Genomic DNA, 21,102 nt, shown 5'->3' with positions numbered 1-21,102 from the left:
CCTGTCAGACGTGACGGCGGGTTTGCACCACGCGGAAGCGGTTCGACACGAAGGCCGTGTCGGACAGCGCCGCGTTGGCGGCCGGGTTGGCGCCGGTGCCGTGGAAGTCGCTGAAGGCCGCGGTTTGGTTGACGAACACTGCCCCCGTCAGGTTCAACGACAAGGACACGCCCGACACTTCCGCCGCGTCCTGCACCTGATCGGCCACTTGCGGGTCGGTCGTGTAGGCGGACAGCGACAGCGCGCCGTGCTGGATGACGCTATCGCGCGCCAGCTGGACGCTGTGCGCGGTGGAGTCCGTCGCCACCACGAAGGCGATCGGGCCAAACCATTCCTGGCTGATGGCAGCGTTGCCGGCTTCCGTGCGCAGCAGCAGCGGCGTGCGGACGCGGGCATTTTCAAATTGCGGGTGCGTCAGCGTCTTGCTGTCGGCCACCACCGGCAGGCCCAGTGCGCGGGCCTTTTCGATGCGTTCGACGATGCCTTCGTTCTGGATGGCGCCCGTCAATTCGACGGCGCGTGCCGCGTCGGCGCCAAGCTTTTCCAGCGCCACGCCCAGGGCGGCGGCGACGTCATCAAAGCTGACGCGGCCTTCCGGCGTGTTGATGCCATCGCGCGGCACGTAGATGTTTTGCGGTGCGGTGCACATCTGGCCCGAATACAGCGCCAGCGAGAACGCCAGGTTGCGCGCCACGCCCTTCAGGTCGTCGGTGGAATCGATGATGACTTGGTTGACGCCGGCCTTCTCGGTGTAAACCAACGCCTGGCGGGCATTGTTTTCCAGCCAGTCGCCGTTGGCGGTGCTGCCGGTGAAGTCAACGATCTTGACGGCCGGGTCCAGCGCCAGCTTTTGCGCGGTGTCGTCGCCGGCTTCGTGTGCGGCCAGCAACACCACGTCGGGGTCAAAGCCTGCTTCTTGCAGCACTTCGCGCGCGACCTTCACGGTGATGGCCAGCGGCAGAATGGCGCCGGGGTGCGGCTTGACGATAACGGTGTTGCCAGTGGCCAGGCTGGCAAACAGACCTGGGTAGCCGTTCCAGGTGGGGAACGTCGAGCAGCCGATCACCAGCGCCACGCCACGCGGCACCACAGTGAATTGCTTTTCCATGCGGATGGGGTCGTTCTTGCCCTGCGGCTTTTCCCAGATGGACACGCCCGGAATACGCGACATTTCCTGCCACGCGTAGGTCACGGCTTCAAAGCCGCGATCTTGCGCGTGCGGGCCGCCCGCCTGGAAGGCCATCATGAAACCTTGGCCGGTGGTGTGCTGAACCGCGTAGGCGATCTCGAAGCTGAGCTTGTTCAGACGAGCCAGAATTTCCAGCGACACGCCCACCCACGCTTGGGGGCCGGCACGGCGCCAGTCTTCCAGCGCGCGCTTGGAAGCGGCGATGAGCTTGTCGACGGGCACGTGCGGATACGTGATGCCCAGATCAAAACCATAAGGAGATTTCTCGCTGCCCACGGTGCCGTCGGCATCATGCAGGTTCAGCGGGAAAGGCTTGCCCTTCAGCGCTTCAAACGCGGCGCGGCCGTCGTCGTTGGCGGTTTCGCCATAGTTGCGGGGGCTGGGCGATTCGGCAAACGGGCTCCAGTAGCCGCGCAGTGCGGCGGCAGCCAGGGATTGTTCCAGCAGGGGCTGATGGCGTTCGAAGAATTTCTGGGACACTGCGTCTCTCCAATGAATATGTTGTGTCTGACCGGCTGCGCCGTGTCAGGTTTCCTGGTCGAAGTCGATGACCAGGCGGTCGCTGACCGGGAAGCTCTGGCAGCTCAAGACGAAACCGCGCGCCACTTCGTAGTCTTCCAAGGCGAAGTTGGCATCCATGTCGACTTCTCCTTCGATCACCTTGCAGCGGCAGGTGGAACACACCCCGCCCTTGCACGAATACGGCAGTTCGATCCCTTGCGCCAGCGCCGAATCCAGCACGCTGTCTTTGTTCTTATCAATCACGAATTTACGGCTGTGGCCGTCTTGCACCACGGTGACTTCGCACTGCCCCTTGCCGGGCGCCTGGCGGGCGTCTTGGCCGGTGCGCAGCGCGCGCGGGCCCTTGGGGGCGCCGAACAGCTCGAACTTGATGTTCGCCTTGGGAATGCCGCGCGCCTGCAGGTGCTCGACCACGCTTTCCGTCATGGTCTGCGGGCCACAGACAAAAGCGTAATCGATATCCTCGGGGCTCATCCATGCCGACATCAACTGGTCAACCTTGTCACCATCCAGGCGGCCGTTGAAGAGTTCGATGTCCTGCGTTTCGCGGCTCATGACGTACACCAGCGAAAAACGCTCCATGTACTGGTTCTTCAGGTCTTCGATTTCTTCGCGAAACAACACCGCCGACGATGCGCGGTTGCCGAAGAACAGCGTGAACTTGCTGTTCGGCTCGATGGACAGCGCGGTTTTCACCAGCGAGAACACCGGGGTGATGCCGCTGCCCACCGCAAAGGCCACGTAATGGCGCTGGTTCTCGGGCGAGAAATCCACGGTGAAGTTGCCGGCCGGGGCCATCACTTCCAGCGTCTGGCCCGGCTGCAATTCCTGGTTGGCCCAGCTTGAGAACGTGCCTTCGTCGACCTTCTTGATCGCCACGCGCAGCAGCTTGTCGTGCGGGGCGGAACAGATCGAATACGAACGGCGCAGCTCTTCGCCATTTAACTGCGTGCGCAGGGTCAGGTACTGCCCCGGCAGAAACGCAAACTCGTCCGCCAGCGTGTCGGGCAGATCGAAGGTCACGACGACGGCATCGCGCGTGTTGCGCGCCACCGAGGCCACCTTCAAGGAATGAAATTGGTTGCTCATCTTGAAACCGCTCTCAGTGAGTCTTGAAATAATCGAAGGGTTCGCGGCAAGACACGCAGCGATACAGCGCCTTGCATGACGTGGACCCGAAGTTGCTGACCATCCGCGTGTCGTGCGAACCGCAGCGCGGGCACGCAATGGCGGGGGCGGCGGCGCGGCGGCTGATGCCCGAGATGTCGATGGCGCGTTCAGCGGGCGCGGCGATGCCGTAGCCCTTGAGCGCTTCACGGCCCTTTTCGCTCATCCAGTCGGTCGTCCAGGCGGGCGCCAGGCGGGTGTCGACACGAACCTCGCCCACGCCATGGCGCGCCAGCGTCTGCTGGATGTCTTGCGTGATCTCGCGCATGGCCGGGCAGCCGGAGTACGTGGGCGTGATGACGACGACACAGGTGCCGCCGTCCCAGGTCACGTCCCGCACCACGCCCAGATCCACCACGGACAGCACGGGGATCTCCGGATCGGGGACCTCTTGCAGCCAGGTGTAGACCTGGTCGGCGGAAATGGGCGCCAGCGCGTTCACCACGTGGCTCCCGGATAGGCGCGCGGCAGGTACTGCATTTCGGCCAGCACGTAGCCCAGCGCTTCGGTGTGCCTGCCTTGGCGCCCGCCGCGATAGGCCAGATGGTTGGCGGCAGCGTCATCCGGCACGGTCAGCGTGGCTTCTTCCAGCACGTCGCGCACGTGGGCGATCCAGGGTTCGCGAAGGGCAGACAGATCACAGCCGATGCCACGCGCGGCCACGTCCTGATCCACGGCGTCATCGGCGAACAGTTCGCCGGTGAAGCGCCAGGCGTCGTCGATGGCGGCCTGCATCTTGGCGTGGCTTTCATCGGTGCCGTCGCCCAGGCGCACGACCATGTCGGATGAGCGGCGCACGTGATACGTCACTTCCTTGATCGACTTGGCGGCGATGGCGGAAACGCGTTCGTCAGCGGACTGCTCCAGCCGTTGCAGCAGGAAGTAGTGCCAGACGTCGAACAGGAACTGGCGCGCCATGGTGTCGGCGTAGTTGCCGTTGTCGCGTTCAACCAGCAGCACGTTGTGGAACTGATGCGCGTCGCGGTGATAGGCCAGCGCGTCTTCATCGCGGCCAGCGCCTTCGACTTCGCCCGCAAGCGTCAGCCACATGCGGGCTTGGCCCAGCAAGTCCAGCGCGGTGTTGGTGAGCGCCAGGTCTTCTTCGAGGATCGGGCCGTGGCCCGTCCAGGCGCCCAGCCGCTGCGACAGGATGAGCGACGAGTCGCCCAGGCGCAGCAGATATTCAAACAGAGTCTTGTCCATGTCTCCCCCGCCGCCTTACATGTGCTTGATTTCGTCAGGCATCGGGAAAAACGTGGGATGCCGATAAACCTTGCTGTTGGCCGGTTCGAACAGGGGTTCCTTGTCGCCGGGGCTGCTTGCCGAGATATCGGAGGCGCGCACGACCCAGATGCTCAGGCCTTCATTGCGGCGCGTGTAGACGTCGCGGGCGTGGTTGATCGCCATTTCGGCGTCAGAGGCATGCAGGCTGCCGACGTGCTTATGCGCCAGGCCATGCTGGCTGCGGATGAACACTTCCCACAAAGGCCAGTCTTTGCTCATGATGAATATCCTTGAAATGCCGGGCGCGCGCGGCGCGCTCCGGACGGCAATGATGAGGTGATGTCGCGGGTGGAAAAGAGAAACGCAGTTGCGCGTGGGCCGGTTCGCTTCAAGCGGCCTTGCGCTGCGCCTTCTTGTCCGCGTAGGCGACCAGCGCGTCGCGCACCCAGGCCCCGTCCTCGTGCGCCTTGACGCGCGCGGCCAGGCGTTCCCGGTTGCAAGGGCCGTTGCCCTTGAGCACCGCGTAGAACTCGCTCCAGTCGATTTCGCCGAAGTCGTAGTGGCCGCGTTCGGCGTTCCACTTGAGTTCGGGGTCCGGCACGGTCAGGCCCAGGTATTCGGCCTGCGGCACGGTCTGGTCCACCATCTTCTGGCGCAGCTCGTCGTTGGAGAAGAGCTTGATCTTCCAGGCCATTGATTGCGCGCTGTTGGGCGAATCGGCATCCGAGGGGCCGAACATCATCAGAGCGGGCCACCACCAGCGGTTCAGCGAATCTTGAACCATGGCTTTTTGCTCGGGCGTGCCGTGCAGGCACATCTGCATCAGCAGGTCGTAGCCCTGGCGCTGGTGGAAGGACTCTTCCTTACAGACGCGCACCATGGCACGCGCGTACGGGCCATAGGAACAGCGGCACAGGGGGATCTGGTTGATGATGGCCGAGCCGTCAACCAGCCAGCCAATCATGCCGATGTCGGCCCAGCTGAGCGTGGGGTAATTGAAGATGCTGGAGTACTTGGCGCGGCCAGCGTGCAGGTCGTCGATCAGGTCATCGCGCGACACGCCCAGCGTCTCGGCGGCGCTGTACAGGTACAGCCCGTGGCCGGCTTCGTCTTGCACCTTGGCCAACAGAATGGCCTTGCGCTTGAGCGACGGCGCGCGGGTGATCCAGTTGCCTTCCGGCAGCATCCCGACAATTTCAGAATGCGCGTGCTGCGAGATCTGGCGGACCAGCGTCTTGCGGTACGCATCCGGCATCCAGTCTTTGGCTTCGATGCGCACGCCGTCGTCAATGCGGCGCTGGAACGTCTGTTCGCGGCCTTCAAGCTGGTCCGCGGTCTTGACCTGCTTGACGCCGGTTTCGACGAGTTGAGCGTACATGTTTGTCTCCTTGAGACGGTTTGCGAAAACGCAAAGCAAACGTTCCGCAGCGCCGTCATGTCATAGGCGGATTATTTAATACAAAAAAACCATTGTCAAACTCAAATCTGTATCACATTGGATTTATGTATCATATTGCAGATCCTGATATCGGCCGCTTGCGGCCCACCCTATGGCAAACCCTACGTCGCCTTTGGACCGTTTCCTGTCCCGGTTGTTGAAAAGCGACCCGCCTCGCGCCAAATCGCTCTGCGTCAGCTTGCTGGGAGACGCGCTCGCGCCTCACGGCGGCGCTATCTGGCTGGGCGATCTCATCGAACTGCTGGCCCCGCTGGGCATCAATGAACGCCTGCTGCGCACGAGCGTCTTCCGGCTGGTTGCCCAGAACTGGCTGCAATCAGAACGGCACGGGCGGCGCAGCCTGTACCAGATTTCCGAACAAGGGCTGAGACACACCGCTCATGCCTCGCAGCGCATCTACGAAGGCGCGGCGCAAGACTGGAACGGCGAATGGACGCTGGTGGCGTTGCCGCGCACGGGCAATGGCCTGGCCGAACGTGCGGAGCTGCGCCGCGAGCTGGTGTGGGAAGGCTTCGGCATGATCGCGCCGGGGCTGTTCGCCCACCCGCACACCGAGGCGCGGGCTGCGCACGACATTCTGGAAAAGCTGGGCATTCCGGACCGGGCGCTGGTGCTGTCGGCTCGTGATCTGGCTGGCGCGGGCGGACTGCCGATCGCCAGCCTGGCCTCGCAATGCTGGAACCTGGACGACGTGGCCGAGCAGTACCGGCAATTCTCGCGAAATTTCGGCCCGCTGGAAAAGCTGCTGGAAGAGACGCCGGCGCCGGCTGACGCCTTCATCATCCGCGTCATGCTGCTGCACAACTGGCGCCGGATCGTGCTGCATGACCCCCAATTGCCGGGGCCCATGCTGCCCGACAACTGGCCAGGGCATGCGGCGCGCGAGCTTTGCGGGCGGATTTATTGGAAGGTGTTCGATGCGTCGGAAACGCATCTGGATGTGCTGGCGGGAAAGGATAACGAGCGCTACGCGCCGTTGAAACCGGACGTGGATGCGCGCTTCGGCGGCCGGCCCGCCAACTGAGTCTGGCTACAGCGCGGGAGGCGGTCTGGTTTCCGTCGCGATCACTACGCAATCACTACGCAGTCACTACGCAGTCACTACGCAATCCCTAGGCGATCACAACTCCGAGCGTGTCCACATACCGCTCGCCCGCGGCATCGCGGCCCGCACCAGGGACGTCCAGCCCGCGCGCCATACCGATGAACGACAACGTCCACCGTGCTTGCACCGGCCGGCCCAATGCCGCGCCGGTGTCGGCGTCAATTCCGCTGGGCACGTCCAGCGCCAACACGGGCAAGCGCCAGGCATTCACCTGGTCCACCAGTGCCTGCCACGAATCGCTCAACGGCCGATTCAGCCCGATGCCAAACAGGCCATCGATCACCACATCGAACGCCGAATGAGCCGGTAATTCCGTCAGCACCGGCCCTTTTTTATCAGACCAAGCCTGCCACGCGGCGGCGGCATCCGGCGGCAATTTGCCGGGGCCAGATGGCAAGAGGACGACAACCTCATCCCCGCGCTCGCGCAGCAGGCTGGCTGCCGTCAGCGCGTCGCCCCCGTTATTGCCGGGGCCGGCCAAGACCAGGATGGAGATTGGATGGGGATAGCGGGCCGCGATGAACTCGGCGGCCGCCTTGCCCGCAAGCGGCATCAACTCCCGGCCTTCAGCCAGGGCAAGCTGCTCAGCGCGGCGGATTTGGGTGACAGAGTAGGACTCGAAGTCGGACGGCATGGCGGGGACGGCTAGCGCCCGGGGCTGAGGGGCTGCGAGCTGGGGGGCTGCGAGCTGGGGGGCGAGCCACTAGCCGCTGACGGCTGGCGGCTGACCGCAGGCGGGCGGGCCGTGGCCCGTTTACGCCCTCAGGCCGCCCCCGATTTCTTACACTTTCAGGAAGTGCTCGCGGTAGTACTTGAGTTCGTCGATGGATTCGTAAATATCGGCCAGCGCTTCGTGGCGGCTCTTCTTTTCGAAACCCTTGTAGACAGCCGGCGCCCAGCGGCGCGCCAATTCCTTCAGCGTGCTGACGTCCAGGTTGCGGTAGTGGAAGAACTGTTCCAGGCGCGGCATGTACGCAAACATGAAGCGGCGGTCCTGGCTGATGGTGTTACCGCACAGCGGCGACTTACCTGCCGGCACATGCTGCGCAAGAAACGCCAACAGCGTATCCTCTGCCTGCGCCTCGGTCACCGTCGACGCCTTGACCTTGTCGATCAGGCCGCTTTTGCCGTGCGTGGACTTGTTCCAGTTGTCCATGGCGTCAAGCAGGCTGTCGGGCTGGTGAATCACCAGCACGGGGCCTTCGGCAACCACGGTCAGATCGGGCTCCGTCACCACGACGGCCACCTCGATGATGCGTTCTTTCTCAGGTTCCAGCCCCGTCATTTCCATGTCGAGCCAGACCAGGCGATTTTCGTTCACAGCCATATAATTTGCCTATAAAACACGCGATTTTCGCACATCCCTACTTGAGCTCACCGCTTCGCCCATGTTCACACTGCTGTTCGTAGCTTTCCTGCTGGCCGACATGGCCGTGCGCCTGTGGCTGGCAACGCGCCAGATTCGGCACGTTGCACGCCATCGCGATGAAGTGCCTGCTGAATTCTCTCACCGTATCGGGTTGACCAGTCATCAGCGTGCGGCGGATTACACGGTTGCCCGCGTCAAGCTGGGCATGCTGGAACGCACCTATGACGCGATCCTGCTAGTGTGTCTGACCTTGATGGGCGGGCTGCAATTCATCGACCTGATGGTGGGCCAGCTTACCAGCAATGACTTCCTGCGCCAGATGCTGTTGCTGGTGGTGGTGGCGCTGCTGCTGGGCCTGCTGGGGCTGCCCTTTACGCTGTGGAGGCAGTTCAAGCTGGAGGCGCGCTTCGGTTTCAACCGGATGACGCCCGAGCTGTTCATTGCCGACACCGCCAAGGGCCTGCTCGTGGCCGCGGTGCTGGGCCTGCCGCTGGCAGCCGCCGTGTTGTGGCTGATGGGTAGCGCGGGCACCTATTGGTGGATCTGGGCGTGGGCGCTGTGGACGGTATTCAACCTGGTGCTGCTGGTCGTCTACCCCATGTTCATCGCGCCGCTCTTCAACAAGTTCACGCCGCTGTCCGACCCCGACCTGGCAGGCCGCATCCAGCGCCTGGCGCAACGTTGCGGCTTCGCGCTGAATGGCCTGTTCGTGATGGACGGCTCGCGCCGCTCTGCGCATGGCAACGCCTACTTCACGGGCTTTGGCCGTTCGCGCCGCATCGTGTTCTTCGACACGCTGCTCGCCCGCTTGAACGGCGATGAAATTGAAGCCGTGCTGGCCCATGAACTGGGTCATTTCGCCAAGCGCCACATCATCAAGCGTGTCATCTTCAGCTTTGGCGGCGCGCTGGTTTTCTTCGCCATCCTGGGCTGGATCTCCCAGCAACCCTGGTTCTACGTGGACCTGGGCGTGCTGCCGCAACTGGGCGGGCGCAACGACGCCATGGCGCTGCTGCTGTTCTTCCTGGTCATTCCTGTTTTCACTTTCATGTTCACGCCGTTGGCCAGCTGGTACTCGCGCCGCGACGAATTCGAAGCGGACCGCTATGCGGCCGAACAGAGTTCGCCCGAACGCCTGGTTTCCGCCCTGGTCAAACTCTACGACGACAACGCCGCCACGCTGACTCCCGACCCTGTGCATTCCGCCTTCTACGATAGCCATCCCCCCGCCGCCGAGCGCATCCGCCACCTGATGGCGGCTGCCGCATGAGCGCCCCGCGCAAAACCAAAAATGCGCCCGCTGGCGCAGCGTCTGCCGCGCAGGCCGCAAGCACCTTGCTGGAAGGCCGCATCATCGCGGCCCACGGCCGCCACTACACGGTAGAGCTTGCCGACGGCTCGGTGCGCAAGTGCTTCCCGCGCGGCAAGAAAGCCGGCGCCGCCGTGGGCGACCGCGTGCAAATCGCGCCGCAAGGCAAGGACGAAGGCGCTATCGACGCCATCCTGCCGCGCAGCAATCTGCTGTATCGCTCTGACGAAATGCGGTCCAAACAGTTCGCCTCGAACGTTGACCAGCTGCTGATCGTGATTGCCGTGCAGCCGACGTTTTCAGACGACCTGACTGGCCGCGCACTGGCCGGCGCCTGGAGCGCTGGCATCTCGCCGCTGATCGTGTTGAACAAGACCGACCTGGTGGACGAATTGCCCGCCGCGCGAGCGCGTCTGGCGCCGATCGCCGCCTTGGGCGTGCCCGTCATTGAACTCAGCGCGCTGGAACCCGACAACGTCCACACGCTGCTGGCCCCGCGTTTGGCCGGCCGCACCAACCTGCTGCTGGGCCAAAGCGGCATGGGCAAATCGACGCTGCTCAACGCGCTGGTTCCCGATGCGCGCGCGGCCACCCGCGAGCACTCGACGGCGCTGGACATGGGCAAGCACACCACGACCAGCACGCGCCTGTATCACCTGCCCGAGCCGGGCGGCGATCTGATCGATTCCCCGGGATTCCAGGCGTTCGGCCTGCAACATCTGACCCGCGACGACATCATTCGCGGCTTCCCGGAATTCACCAAACCGATTGAGCAATGCCGCTTCTATAACTGCACGCACCGGCAAGAACCGGGCTGCGGTGTCGTGGCAGCATTGGAGTCGGGGCAGATCAATCCGCTGCGGTATGCGCTGTACCAGCGCATCCTGGAAGAGAACCTGGCGGGGCAGCAGCGGTATTGACGCGGGGCTTCACAGCCCGCGCCACCCGCGTCTGAGCCAGTACGCCGGACACTACGCCTGAGCCCGAAGGCCTTAGCCGACACGCTTGATGCGTGCCGGTTTCAGCGTCGGTTTCAGCGCCGGTTTCAGCGCCAGTTTCAGCGCCAGTTTCAGCGCCAGTTTCAGCGCCAGTTTCAGCGCCAGTTTCAGCGCGGGGCCAGGCCGTGACGCAGCAGGTGATAGAGGTTGCGCAACATCCCGGCGGTGGCGCCCCAGATGAAATGCTTGCCGTAAGGCATGCCGTAATAGTTGCGCACGCGGCCATCATCCAGCCGCGCTTCGTACAACCGATGGTTGGCCGGGTCCATCAAGAAGGACAACGGCACCTCGAACACCTCGGCCACTTCGAACGCGTCGGGCGCCAGGTCAAACCCGGGGCGTACCAACGACACCACCGGAATGATTGAAAAGCCCGTCGCCGTCAGGTACGGCGGCATGCTGCCCAGCACTTCAACAAAATTGGCGGGCAGACCGGTTTCTTCTTGAGCTTCGCGTAGCGCGGCATCGACAGGCGTCGGGTCACTGATTTCAATGCGGCCGCCGGGAAAGCTGATCTGCCCCGCGTGGTCATGCAGGTGCGCCGCGCGCTGCGTCAGCATGATGTGAACGCCGTTATCGCGCGTGACCAGCGGAATCAACACGGCGGCTGGCACAGGCGTGCCTTCGCGTCCGGGATAGCGCAGATCGTTGTCGCGCGAAAGCTCCAGCGTCCAGGTGGACGGCTGGGTCAGCGTGCCCCGCAAAGAATCCGGGGTCAACAGATTGGCAGGCACGGCCGGCAGAGAATCGTTGGCCACTACCCACGGTTGCGTCGCCGGATCGAAGCCGGGACGCACGAGCGGCCGTCGGGGCCGCGCGGAATACGAGGAATCAGACATACGGCTTTGCAAAAAGAAAAAGGCACCCTCGCAGGTGCCTTTTTAACCCGGAAACCTGTGCCGGACGGAAACGCTGAATGGCGCGAACGTCCGACACTGGTAGGGCCGTGTGCCGATAAGCGATCAAGCCGCCGGGGCTTGCTTGCTGACCAGCTTTTCCTTGATACGTGCCGACTTGCCCGAGCGGTTGCGCAGGTAGTACAGCTTGGCGCGGCGCACGTCGCCGCGGCGCTTGACTTCGATGCCGGCGATTTGCGGCGAGTACAGCTGGAACGTACGTTCCACGGCTTCACCCGACGAAATCTTGCGCACGGTGAACGCGGAGTTCAGGCCGCGGTTGCGCTTGGCGATGACAACGCCTTCGAAAGCCTGCACGCGCTTGCGGGTGCCTTCAACGACGTTCACGCTCACGATGACGGTGTCACCAGGAGCAAATTCAGGTTTGGCTTGACCGCCGGTCAGACGGGCAATTTCTTCCTGTTCCAGGATAGCGATAAGGTTCATTAGAACTCCTAGATCATCATGTCTTTGCGGACTAAAACTTTTGCCGATCGATGTTGTTGCTGATGCCGCAAGCAGAGGATGAGATTTGGCAAACCAATGATTCTACACCAAAAATTTCGTTAGGCGTCGGGTAGAATGGCGACCTTCCCGCGGCGTTGCTGTACCCTTGCTGCTTCTGTAACAAACACGTCATCTGACGCTGTTCCCTCATGTCGTATACGTCCCTGTTATTGGTCGTCCTGGCGGCGATGGCCCACGCAACGTGGAATCTGCTCGCCAAGCGCGCGGCCATGGTGGGCGCTCCCTTCGTCTTCGCCTACGGCCTGTGCGCCTCGGTGCTCTATGCACCCTGGGTGATTTGGGTGTTGCTGCACGACGGCATGACCTGGACCTGGCCCATCGTGGGCGCCATCCTGACCTCCAGCCTGTTGCATCTGGGCTACAGCCTGTGCCTGCAACGCGGATATCAGGTGGCGGATCTGTCGGTGGTGTATCCCATTGCTCGCGGTACCGGCCCCCTGCTTTCCACCACAGGCGCTTTTCTGCTGCTGGGCGAACCCGCCACCAGCACCGGCATCGTCGGCATGCTGTGCGTGGTGATCGGCGTGCTGCTGATCGCGACCCAAGGGCGGCTGGCCATCTTCAAGCAGGCGCAGGCCTGGGTGGGCGTGCGCTGGGGCGTCGTGATCGGCCTGTTCATTGCGGCCTACACCGTGGTGGACGCCTATGGCGTCAAGGTGCTGCTGATCAGCCCCGTGCTGTTCGACTGGTTCACCTGTGTCACCCGCACCACCATGATGACGCCTCACATGCTGAGCCGGCGCGCTCAAGCCTGGGAGTCCATGCGCGGACACTGGCATCTGGCGCTGGCGGTTGGGCTGCTGTCGCCGTTGGGGTACATCCTGGTGCTGTACGCCTTGCGCAACGGTGCACCGCTGAGTCTGGTGGCCCCTGCCCGCGAGATGTCCATGATGTTGGGCACCCTGGCCGGCATGTTCCTGCTGCGCGAAAAGGTCGGACCGGGCCGCTTGGCCGGTTGCGTGTCGATCCTGATCGGCGTCGTGCTGCTGGGCTCCAGCTGAAAAACCGGCCGGCCTTAGAACCCTGCGGCCGCGCCCAACCACATCAAGCCAGGGATGATCGCCCCCCAGGCCAACACCATCACCACATCCAGCACCATGGCTTTCATGGTGACCTGAGACGTCACGGGTTCCACCGTGGCGTTACCCAGGCTGCGCTCGCGCACAGCGGTTGCGGCGGGCAGGCTGGGCGAAGCCGGTGCAGCCACCAAGCCAGCGGTATCCGCCATGGGCCGAGCCACCGGCATCGGCATGCCGACGGAAACGTTGGCCGCTTGCCCTGACAGCGCGCCCTCTTCCACCGGCACGGGCGGGAAAGGCCAGCGTGCAGGCCGCGTGCTTGAGCGTACGCGCTGACGCGGCTCGGCGTCTGCCGACGTGTTCCAGGGCATGGCCAGACCGGCCAGCTTGGCGCACACGGCGCGGGCGCGATAGGCGCCGCGACGCAGCGGGTTCAGCGACACGACGAGCTCGTCCGACAAAACGGAAATATCAGCGGTGTTCATAGGAACTCCTTGGAGAAACGATTCCACGCCGCCGCAGCGGCCGACGCGGCGGCAAGCCGCGATCAGTCAAACAACGACAACTGCCCGGCCGCCAATGCGCGCAACTGGCGCGCACCGCGGCCAACCGCGCCACTCAGTGCGGGCAGGCCATCGGAAAAAGGGACCCCTGAAGACGCTTGCGCGCCAACCGGGGATAGGAAATCGGTAGAGGAGGCGCCAGCGGCTTGGGCGAAACCGGCACCTTGGCCATGGCCAGCTTGGGCCGCTTGGGCCGCTTGGGCCGCTTGGGCCGCTTGGGCCGCTTGGGCCGCTTGGGCCGCTTGGGCCGCTTGGGCCGCTTGGGCCGTTTGGGCCGTTTGGGACGTTTGGCCACCTTGGCCAACCTGACCGGCTTGGCCTGCGGAAAACAGCGACGCCGTGGCGTTAGGCGCCAGCGGCGGCTGGAAGCGATCGCAGTCCAGCGCCAGACGCTGGCGGTTCAGCCCCAGCTTGCGCGTTGCCACGGCGAAACGCTGGCGCAGCAAATCGGCCCAGATGCCGGTACCGCGCATGCGGGAACCGAAGTTGGGATCATTGCGGCGGCCATTGCGCAGGTCTTCAATGCGGTGCAACACGCGCTGGGCGCGGTCGGGGTAATGGGTGTTGAGCCAGTCTTCGAACAGGGTCTTGACCTCCCAGGGCAGGCGCAAGACGGTGTAGCTGGCGTAATGCGCGCCGGCCGCCTTGGATTCCTGGAGGATGTGTTCCATGGACTCATCGTTGATGAACGGAATGACCGGCGCCACCAGCACGCCCACCGGCACGCCGGCGTCGGTGAGGCTGCGCACGGCCTCCAGGCGGCGCCAGGGCGCGGCGGCGCGCGGCTCCAGCGTGCGGGCCATGCCGGCGTCCAGCGTGGTGATGCTCATGTAGACCACCACCAGCTTCTGTTCGGCCAATGCCGCCAACAGATCAAGGTCGCGGGCGACCAGCGCATTCTTCGTGACGATGGTGAGCGGATGCCGGGTTTCCAGCATCAGCTCGAGCATGCCCCGGGTCAGCCGCCAATCGCGTTCAATCGGCTGGTAAGCATCCGTGGCCGATCCGATGTTGATGGGCGACGGCTTGTAGCCCGGCTTCCCGAGCTCAGCGCGCAGCGCTTCCACGGCATTGGCCTTGGCGACCAGGCGGGTTTCGAAGTCGAGCCCGGGCGACATGCCCAGGTAGGAATGGGTGGGACGGGCGTAGCAGTACACGCAGCCGTGCTCGCAACCCCGGTAGGGATTGACGGCGACATCAAAGGGGATATCGGGCGAATCGTTGCGCGACAGCATCTTGCGCGCTTCTTCCGCCGTGACGGTGGTCCTGGGGAGGGGCGGCGCAATGCGGGTGTCGGGCAGGATTGGGATGATCGTCGAACCTGAACGCGAACCAGAACGCGCGTCGGCCACATCAGAAGCCTGATCGGAGAATTCGGAGGGGAGGTCAGACGAAAAACTATCAGGGACGGATTCAACAAAATCCGCCGGCAGACCTGACGAGGACCAGCCATCGTCGACCTGCACGCGGTCATCGCGCTGAAAGCGATGCCGAACATTAGTAACCGCACCCCGACCGCGCAAGGCGGCGGGGGCGGCAGCCGGGGACCCAGAACCGGCGGGAAAAGAATGATCGGTGCGTGCCATAAAAACTACTGTACAAAAACACAGTGGTTTTGACAAGCACCAAAAGCCTTTTCGTAAGACAGCCCAACTTTACCGCAAGACGCGGACGCCGTCTGAACAAATCGATTTCATCAGGCGATATTGCCCGGAGAGCCGCACCAGCATTGAGTTTGGATGAAATACAACACCAAAAATCCGGGCCGGGTTTTGTTGTTTTCCGGCCCCAACCCCACTTACCGCAACATGCCTGCGGCAGCCGTCTGGTGCGTGGCCTCGTCGATCAAAATAAAGGCCCCGGTGGCAGGCACATCGGCATAACGATCAACCGCCAATGCCTCGCGCGTGGTGAACGTCACGCGTCCGATATCGTTCATGCGCAACGTGCCCTCGGTGTTCTCCACTTCCTGCAATTCATGGATGTCACGATGCGACAACACCGCACGAATCTTCGCCGACGTGAGCCGCGTGCCCGACTTCAACAGATACTTGCGCGCCGGGTTCAACGCTTGCGAATCGAGCCAGCACAACTCGGCTTCGAACTCGCGCGTGACTTGCGCGGGTGCGGCGGTATGCACGATGACATCGCCGCGCGACACATCCACATCACGGTCCAACACCAGCGTGACCGAATCACCCGCCACCGCTTCATCCAGCACGCGATCAAACACTCGCACTTCACGCACCACTGCGCTGACACCCGACGGTTGCACGGTGATGGCATCGCCCGGACGCAGCACGCCGCTGGCCACGCGCCCGGCATAACCGCGGAAATCTTCCTTGCGGTCTCCGTCGTGACGCGCCACCCATTGCACCGGGAAGCGCAGCGGCAACGCGCGGCCATCGCTGGCCAGGTCCAGCGATTCCAGCAGCGCCAGCAATGGCTGGCCTTCGTACCACGGCGTCTTCGGCGACAGCGTGACCACGTTGTCACCATTCAACGCCGACAAGGGCAGCGCATCGAAGTGTTCGATGCCCAGCTTGCCCGCCAGATCCGCATACGCATCGCGGATGCGTTCGAACACAGCGCGGTCCCAATCAACCAGATCCATCTTGTTGACCGCGACCACAATGTGGCGGATGCCCAGCAAGCGCGCGATGGTGCTGTGACGCTTGGTTTGCGCCAACAGCTTGCCGTCGGCCGCGCGCGTGGCGTCGATGAGGATGACGGCCACGTCCGCCGTCGATGCGCCCGTGACCATGTTGCGCGTGTACTGCTCGTGCCCCGGTGCGTCGGCGATGATGAATTTGCGCGCGGGCGTCGAGAAGTAGCGGTAGGCCACGTCAATCGTGATGCCCTGCTCGCGCTCGGCTTCCAGGCCGTCGGTCAGCAGCGAAAAATCAATGCCGTCGCCCGCCACCCGTTTGTGTTTGGCGCGCGAGATCGCGTCCAGCTGATCCGCGAACACGCCCTTGCTGTCGTACAGCAAGCGTCCGATCAGCGTGGACTTGCCGTCGTCGACGGAACCCGCCGTGATCAGGCGCAGCACGCCCGTGCCGGCGCCGGAAAGGAAAGAATCATTCAGTGCGTTCATGTGCGTCCCCTGCCGCCGGCCGCAGCCGGCGTATCGTGCATTCAGAAATAGCCTTCCTTCTTGCGGCGCTCCATCGAGGCCTCGGAAGTCTGGTCGTCCATGCGCGTGGCGCCGCGCTCGGTGATATCCGTCACCGCCGTCTCGGCGATGATGGCGTAGGTGTCGGCGGCGTCAGACGCCACCGGGCAGGTGCAGGAAATATCACCCACCGTGCGGAAACGCACCGGCAGGCGCTCGACCTGCTCGCCCTCTTGCGGCGGCGTCAAACGCGTCACCGGCACCAGCAGGCCCTTGCGGCGCACCACCTCGCGCTCGTGGCTGTAGTAGATCGACGGCAGCGCCAGCTGTTCGCGCTGGATGTATTGCCAGACGTCCAGTTCGGTCCAGTTCGAAATCGGGAAGACGCGCATGTTCTCGCCGCGATGCACGCGGGTGTTGAACAGGTTCCACAGTTCCGGGCGCTGCGCCTTGGGGTCCCATTGGCCGAATTCGTCGCGGAACGAAAAGATGCGTTCCTTGGCGCGCGCCTTTTCCTCATCGCGACGCGCGCCGCCAATGCAGGCGTCAAAGCCAAATTCTTCGATCGCTTCAAGCAAGGTGACCGCTTGCGCCGCGTTGCGCGAATCGGTCTCGCGGCGCAGCACCACGCTGCCGCGCTTKATCGAATCTTCCACGCTGCGCACGATCAGGGTTTCGCCCAGTTCGGCGGCGCGCTGGTCGCGAAACGCAATCACTTCATCGAAGTTGTGACCCGTATCGATGTGCATGAGCGGGAACGGAAAGCGTCCCGGGCGAAAGGCCTTTTCAGCCAGGCGCAGCAGCACCACGGAATCTTTACCACCCGAGAACAGCAGCACGGGCTTTTCGCTTTCAGCGGCCACCTCGCGCAGGATGAATATCGCTTCCGATTCCAGCCAATCCAGGTGGCTGCGTTGGATCACAGCAGACATAGGTATTCCCCTAAAACAGATTTCGAATTCATGGACGGCGTCAATCGCCGCGCGCCACAACACTGATGACCCGGTTGCCCGCGTGCAGGCCGCATTCCTTGGAGTCGGACGACTCCCACCACCAGCGCCCCGCCCGCAGGTCTTCGCCCGGGCGGATCGCGCGCGTACAGGGTTCGCATCCGATGGACGGGTAGCCCTGGTCGTGCAGCGGGTTGTACGGAATGCCCAGCGCCCGGATCAGATTCCAGACGTCGTCTTCGCTCCACTCGGCCAGCGGGTTGAACTTGTATAGGCCGAACGTCGCGTCTTGCTCTTCCAGCGGAAGTTCGCCGCGCGTGGTGGATTGCTGACGGCGCTGGCCGGTGATCCACGCGCCGCGTCCGGCCAGAGCGCGCTTGAGCGGCTCGACCTTGCGGATCTGGCAACAGGCTTTGCGCAAGTCCACGCTTTCGTAGAAGGCGTAGGCGCCATGCGCCGCCACGTGTTCCTCGACGGCGGAGGCAACAGGCCGGTAGACCGTCACATCACGCCCGTAACGCGCACGCACGGCATCCAGCACGCCCAGCGTTTCGGCATGCAGGCGCCCGGTATCCAGCGTGAAGACTTCCAGGTCCAGGCCCGATTCGTAGATGGCATGCGTCAGTACCATGTCTTCGGCCGCCAGCGACGAGGCCAGCGCGGCATCCGGATAGCGGCGCTGGACTTGCGCCAGGCGCTCGACCAGGTCGCGCCAGCGTTGGGCCAACGCGGGTTCCAGGTTGGCGAGAAGATCGGACGAGCGATCAACAGAACGCGCAGATACAGTCGTCATGGCTGCACCGCAAAAATACGGGCGCGCCGGGGACGCGCCAACAGAGTTTCGCCATCGCGCAGGTTCAGCTCCCGGTACTGGTACTCGGGCACTTCGGCTTCGATGATGGCGTCGGAATCCTGGCGGGTCAGTTCCAGATACGCGCTGGGTCCGGCCAGATACGCATGCGCCAGCCGCACCGGTATCCCCTCGCCGCCCGCGCGATAACGTTCGATGTCGAACTCGTGCGGGCGCACATAGGCGGTGGCACGCTGCGCATCCGCTTGCGCCAGATCAGGCGCGGGCAGCGACAGCCCAGCGCCTTCCCAAACGCCACGCGTCGCCACGCCCTGCAATTGGTTGACGTCGCCCAGAAAGCCATAAACGAACGGCGTGGCCGGGCCTTCCCAGACTTCGCGCGGCGTGCCCACCTGCTCAATACGGCCGGCGTTCATCAGCACCACGCGGTCGGACACTTCCAGCGCTTCTTCCTGGTCATGCGTGACGAACACGCTGGCCACATTCAGTTCATCATGCAGCCGGCGCAGCCAGCGCCGCAGTTCCTTGCGCACCTTGGCGTCCAGCGCGCCGAACGGTTCGTCCAGCAACAGCACGCGCGGTTCAACGGCCAGCGCGCGGGCCAACGCAATGCGTTGACGCTGCCCGCCCGACAGTTGCGCCGGGTAGCGGTCGGCCAGCCAGTCCAATTGCACCAGCGTCAACAGCTCATGCACCTTGCGCTTGATCTGGTCTTCCGGCGGACGCTGCGAACGATGCTTCACACGCAGGCCGAAGGCCACGTTTTCAAACACCGTCATGTGCTTGAACAGCGCATAGTGCTGGAACACGAAACCCACCTGACGCTGGCGCACGTCCACCGCGGTTGCGTCTTCGCCCGCAAACAGCACGCTGCCGGAATCCGGCGCTTCAAGACCCGCGATGATGCGCAGCAGCGTCGTCTTGCCACAGCCCGACGGCCCCAGCAGCGCCACGAGTTCACCGGTTTCGATGTGCAGCGATACGTCATTCAGCGCCCGGAACTGGCCGAACTGCTTGGATAGATTACGAACTTCGATACTCATGCTTGTCTCCGTCTGAACCGGGCGCGTCAGGCGACGGCCGGTTTGAGGGTTGCCGCCGGTTGGCCGGGGTATTCGACCGGCAGGTCGGCCGCCCGCAGGAAGCGCGCGTTGCGCCACTCGACTACGTTCTTCGCCACCAGCGTCACCAGCGCCAGCAAGGCCAGCAGCGACGCCACGGCAAATGCCGCCGAGTACTGGTATTCGTTGTAGAGAATCTCGACGTGCAGCGTCATCGTGTTGGTCAGCCCCCGGACTTGCCCGGACACCACCGACACCGCGCCGAATTCCCCCATGGCGCGCGCGTTGCACAGAATGGCGCCGTACAGCAGGCCCCACTTGATGTTCGGCAGCGTCACGCGCCAGAAGATCTGCCAGCCGCTGGCGCCGAGTGTCAGCGCCGCCTGCTCTTCTTCGCTGCCCTGCGCCTGCATCAGCGGAATCAATTCGCGCGCCACAAACGGGAAGGTGACAAAGAGCGTCGCCAGGATGATGCCCGGCACGGCGTAGACGATCTTGATGTCGTGGTCCTGCAACCAGCCGCCCAGCCAGCCTTGCGTGCCGAATAGCAAAATGAACACCAGCCCGGCCACCACCGGCGACACCGAGAACGGCAGGTCAATCAACGTGATCAGGAACTGCTTGCCGCGAAACTGGAACTTGGTAATGGCCCAGGCTGCCGCCACGCCGAACACCAGGTTCACGGGCAGCGCAATCGCAGCCACCAACAACGTGAGCTTGATGGCGGACCACGCGTCCGGTTCGACGATGGCGTCCAGATACAGCTGCCAGCCTTTCTTGAATGCCTCGGCGAAAACAGCGGCCAGCGGCACCAGCAGAAACAGCGTCAAAAACGCCAACGCGATGAACAGCAGAATGCCGCGCACCCAGCGCGGCTCGGTCAGATGGGCGGGACGATCCGATGCGCTCATGCGAGCCTCCCCAGGTTGCGGCGCGCCTGCCAGCCTTGCAGCAGGTTGATGACCAGCAGCAGCACGAACGACAACACCAGCATCACGGTGGCGATGGCGGCAGCGCCGGCGTAGTCGAACTGTTCAAGCTTGGAAATGATCAGCAGCGGCGTGATCTCGGACACCATGGGCATGTTGCCGGCGATGAACACCACCGAGCCGTACTCGCCCACCGCGCGCGCAAACGCCAGCGCAAAACCCGTCATCAGTGCAGGCGTGATGGTGGGCAGCAAGACGCGGCGGATGGTCTGCCAGCGGCTCGCGCCCAGGCTGGCCGCGGCCTCTTCGATTTCGCGTTCAACGTCTTCCAGCACCGGCTGCACGGTGCGCACCACGAACGGCACGCCGATGAAGATCAGCGCAATCACGATGCCCAGCGGCGTGAACGCGACCTTCAGGCCAAACCATTCAGACAGCGGCCCGCCCAACCAGCCCTTTTGGGAATACAGCGCGGTCAGCGCAATGCCCGCCACCGCCGTCGGCAGTGCGAACGGCAAGTCCACCAGCGCGTCCAGAATCTTCTTGCCGGGAAAGCGATAGCGCACCAGCACCCAGGCGACAACCGTGCCGAACACCAGATTCACCAGCGCCGCAATCAGCGATGCGCCGAACGTCAGCTGATAAGACGCCATCACCCGAGGCGCCGTCACGGCGTCCCAAAACCCTTGCCAGCCCAGTTCCGCGCTCTTGATGGGCAAGGCTGCCAGGGGGATCAACACGAGCACGCTCAGATACAGCACCGCGTAACCCATGGAAATGCCGAATCCGGGCAGCACGCCCGGGCTATTGCGCCGAACGGCAAAAGGCGCTTGCGCGCCGTTTGCCGTCGGGTTCGAGGCAGTCGTCATGGCCGTCGTCCGATCGTCG

General features: G+C 63.8%; 21 protein-coding genes and 1 pseudogene. 4 read left to right on the top strand and 18 right to left on the bottom strand.

The window, feature by feature from the left end; genetic code table 11:
- Nucleotides 1–4: 4 nt before the first annotated feature.
- From paaN to paaA, 6 genes are all read right to left on the bottom strand, one after another.
- Entirely contained in the window at nt 5–1,669 is a 1,665-nt protein-coding gene (paaN, locus tag AC1DB0_RS06300) for a phenylacetic acid degradation protein PaaN (protein WP_476757645.1), read from the bottom strand.
- 45 nt (nt 1,670–1,714) lie between these two features.
- The gene (gene paaE, locus AC1DB0_RS06295) at nt 1,715–2,800 is read right to left on the bottom strand and encodes a 1,2-phenylacetyl-CoA epoxidase subunit PaaE (RefSeq protein WP_175169685.1); all 1,086 of its coding nucleotides are present in this window, start codon (nt 2,798–2,800) and stop codon (nt 1,715–1,717) included.
- 13 nt (nt 2,801–2,813) lie between these two features.
- On the bottom strand, nt 2,814–3,320 hold the full coding sequence (gene paaD, locus AC1DB0_RS06290; protein WP_054424656.1) for a 1,2-phenylacetyl-CoA epoxidase subunit PaaD: 507 nt from the start codon (nt 3,318–3,320) through the stop codon (nt 2,814–2,816).
- Complete coding sequence (paaC, locus tag AC1DB0_RS06285; protein ID WP_175169684.1) at nt 3,317–4,081, bottom strand: 1,2-phenylacetyl-CoA epoxidase subunit PaaC; 765 nt, start codon at nt 4,079–4,081, stop codon at nt 3,317–3,319. The genes paaD and paaC overlap by 4 nt, the downstream gene beginning before the upstream one ends.
- A gap of 15 nt (nt 4,082–4,096) precedes the next feature.
- A complete protein-coding gene (gene paaB, locus AC1DB0_RS06280) occupies nt 4,097–4,381 on the bottom strand; it encodes a 1,2-phenylacetyl-CoA epoxidase subunit PaaB (RefSeq protein WP_050447891.1) in 285 nt (94 codons plus the stop codon).
- 109 nt (nt 4,382–4,490) lie between these two features.
- Nucleotides 4,491–5,480: a 1,2-phenylacetyl-CoA epoxidase subunit PaaA gene (gene paaA / locus AC1DB0_RS06275; protein WP_054423676.1), complete on the bottom strand. Its 990-nt coding sequence runs from the start codon at nt 5,478–5,480 to the stop codon at nt 4,491–4,493.
- Between the two features lie 172 nt (nt 5,481–5,652).
- Between paaA and paaX the strand changes: the two genes are divergently transcribed.
- Nucleotides 5,653–6,585, top strand: coding sequence for a phenylacetic acid degradation operon negative regulatory protein PaaX (gene paaX / locus AC1DB0_RS06270; protein ID WP_346552341.1), 933 nt, complete (start codon nt 5,653–5,655; stop codon nt 6,583–6,585).
- A gap of 88 nt (nt 6,586–6,673) precedes the next feature.
- Here paaX and AC1DB0_RS06265 read toward each other — a convergent pair whose 3' ends face one another.
- Complete coding sequence (locus tag AC1DB0_RS06265; RefSeq protein WP_427946617.1) at nt 6,674–7,300, bottom strand: NAD(P)H-hydrate epimerase; 627 nt, start codon at nt 7,298–7,300, stop codon at nt 6,674–6,676.
- A 147-nt stretch (nt 7,301–7,447) separates the two neighbouring features.
- Nucleotides 7,448–7,993, bottom strand: coding sequence for an oligoribonuclease (orn, locus tag AC1DB0_RS06260; RefSeq protein WP_054423681.1), 546 nt, complete (start codon nt 7,991–7,993; stop codon nt 7,448–7,450).
- A gap of 61 nt (nt 7,994–8,054) precedes the next feature.
- Between orn and AC1DB0_RS06255 the strand changes: the two genes are divergently transcribed.
- Both AC1DB0_RS06255 and rsgA read left to right on the top strand, forming a co-directional pair.
- Nucleotides 8,055–9,305 (top strand): M48 family metallopeptidase, encoded by a 1,251-nt coding sequence (locus AC1DB0_RS06255; RefSeq protein WP_054423682.1) that lies wholly within the window; start codon nt 8,055–8,057, stop codon nt 9,303–9,305.
- The gene (gene rsgA / locus AC1DB0_RS06250) at nt 9,302–10,264 is read left to right on the top strand and encodes a ribosome small subunit-dependent GTPase A (RefSeq protein ID WP_254600527.1); all 963 of its coding nucleotides are present in this window, start codon (nt 9,302–9,304) and stop codon (nt 10,262–10,264) included. The genes AC1DB0_RS06255 and rsgA overlap by 4 nt, the downstream gene beginning before the upstream one ends.
- Nucleotides 10,265–10,449: 185 nt before the next feature.
- Here the strand turns inward: rsgA and AC1DB0_RS06245 are convergent, their stop codons facing one another.
- Both AC1DB0_RS06245 and rplS read right to left on the bottom strand, forming a co-directional pair.
- Nucleotides 10,450–11,181 (bottom strand): CoA pyrophosphatase, encoded by a 732-nt coding sequence (locus AC1DB0_RS06245; protein ID WP_054423683.1) that lies wholly within the window; start codon nt 11,179–11,181, stop codon nt 10,450–10,452.
- Between the two features lie 123 nt (nt 11,182–11,304).
- The gene (rplS, locus tag AC1DB0_RS06240) at nt 11,305–11,685 is read right to left on the bottom strand and encodes a 50S ribosomal protein L19 (protein ID WP_054423686.1); all 381 of its coding nucleotides are present in this window, start codon (nt 11,683–11,685) and stop codon (nt 11,305–11,307) included.
- 209 nt (nt 11,686–11,894) lie between these two features.
- Here rplS and AC1DB0_RS06235 point away from each other — a divergent pair, with 209 nt between their 5' ends.
- Nucleotides 11,895–12,767 (top strand): DMT family transporter, encoded by an 873-nt coding sequence (locus AC1DB0_RS06235; RefSeq protein ID WP_342066464.1) that lies wholly within the window; start codon nt 11,895–11,897, stop codon nt 12,765–12,767.
- Between the two features lie 14 nt (nt 12,768–12,781).
- Here AC1DB0_RS06235 and AC1DB0_RS06230 read toward each other — a convergent pair whose 3' ends face one another.
- The 8 genes and pseudogenes from AC1DB0_RS06230 to cysT all read right to left on the bottom strand — a co-directional run bounded on the left by AC1DB0_RS06230 (nt 12,782) and on the right by cysT (nt 21,083).
- Nucleotides 12,782–13,270, bottom strand: coding sequence for a hypothetical protein (locus AC1DB0_RS06230; RefSeq protein WP_054423689.1), 489 nt, complete (start codon nt 13,268–13,270; stop codon nt 12,782–12,784).
- Nucleotides 13,271–13,644: 374 nt separating this feature from the next.
- Nucleotides 13,645–14,934: pseudogene (locus tag AC1DB0_RS06225) on the bottom strand (PA0069 family radical SAM protein); the annotation flags it as partial.
- Between the two features lie 212 nt (nt 14,935–15,146).
- On the bottom strand, nt 15,147–16,445 hold the full coding sequence (locus tag AC1DB0_RS06220) for a sulfate adenylyltransferase subunit 1 (protein ID WP_342066462.1): 1,299 nt from the start codon (nt 16,443–16,445) through the stop codon (nt 15,147–15,149).
- 41 nt (nt 16,446–16,486) lie between these two features.
- Nucleotides 16,487–17,395, bottom strand: a complete 909-nt coding sequence (gene cysD, locus AC1DB0_RS06215) for a sulfate adenylyltransferase subunit CysD (RefSeq protein WP_054423693.1) — start codon at nt 17,393–17,395, stop codon at nt 16,487–16,489.
- A gap of 40 nt (nt 17,396–17,435) precedes the next feature.
- Nucleotides 17,436–18,206 carry a phosphoadenylyl-sulfate reductase gene (locus AC1DB0_RS06210; RefSeq protein WP_082387093.1) on the bottom strand — a complete coding sequence of 257 codons (771 nt, stop codon included), beginning with the start codon at nt 18,204–18,206 and terminating at the stop codon, nt 17,436–17,438.
- Nucleotides 18,203–19,267 carry a sulfate/molybdate ABC transporter ATP-binding protein gene (locus AC1DB0_RS06205; RefSeq protein WP_054423694.1) on the bottom strand — a complete coding sequence of 355 codons (1,065 nt, stop codon included), beginning with the start codon at nt 19,265–19,267 and terminating at the stop codon, nt 18,203–18,205. The genes AC1DB0_RS06210 and AC1DB0_RS06205 overlap by 4 nt, the downstream gene beginning before the upstream one ends.
- Nucleotides 19,268–19,293: 26 nt before the next feature.
- Nucleotides 19,294–20,196: a sulfate ABC transporter permease subunit CysW gene (cysW, locus tag AC1DB0_RS06200; RefSeq protein WP_054423696.1), complete on the bottom strand. Its 903-nt coding sequence runs from the start codon at nt 20,194–20,196 to the stop codon at nt 19,294–19,296.
- Complete coding sequence (gene cysT / locus AC1DB0_RS06195) at nt 20,193–21,083, bottom strand: sulfate ABC transporter permease subunit CysT (RefSeq protein WP_054423698.1); 891 nt, start codon at nt 21,081–21,083, stop codon at nt 20,193–20,195. The genes cysW and cysT overlap by 4 nt, the downstream gene beginning before the upstream one ends.
- Nucleotides 21,084–21,102 lie beyond the last annotated feature (19 nt).

It is taken from the genome of Achromobacter sp. 10T422 (genome assembly GCF_056394065.1).
Note: the sequence above shows the minus strand (reverse complement) of the source record. Positions and strands in the feature narration are given on the sequence as shown.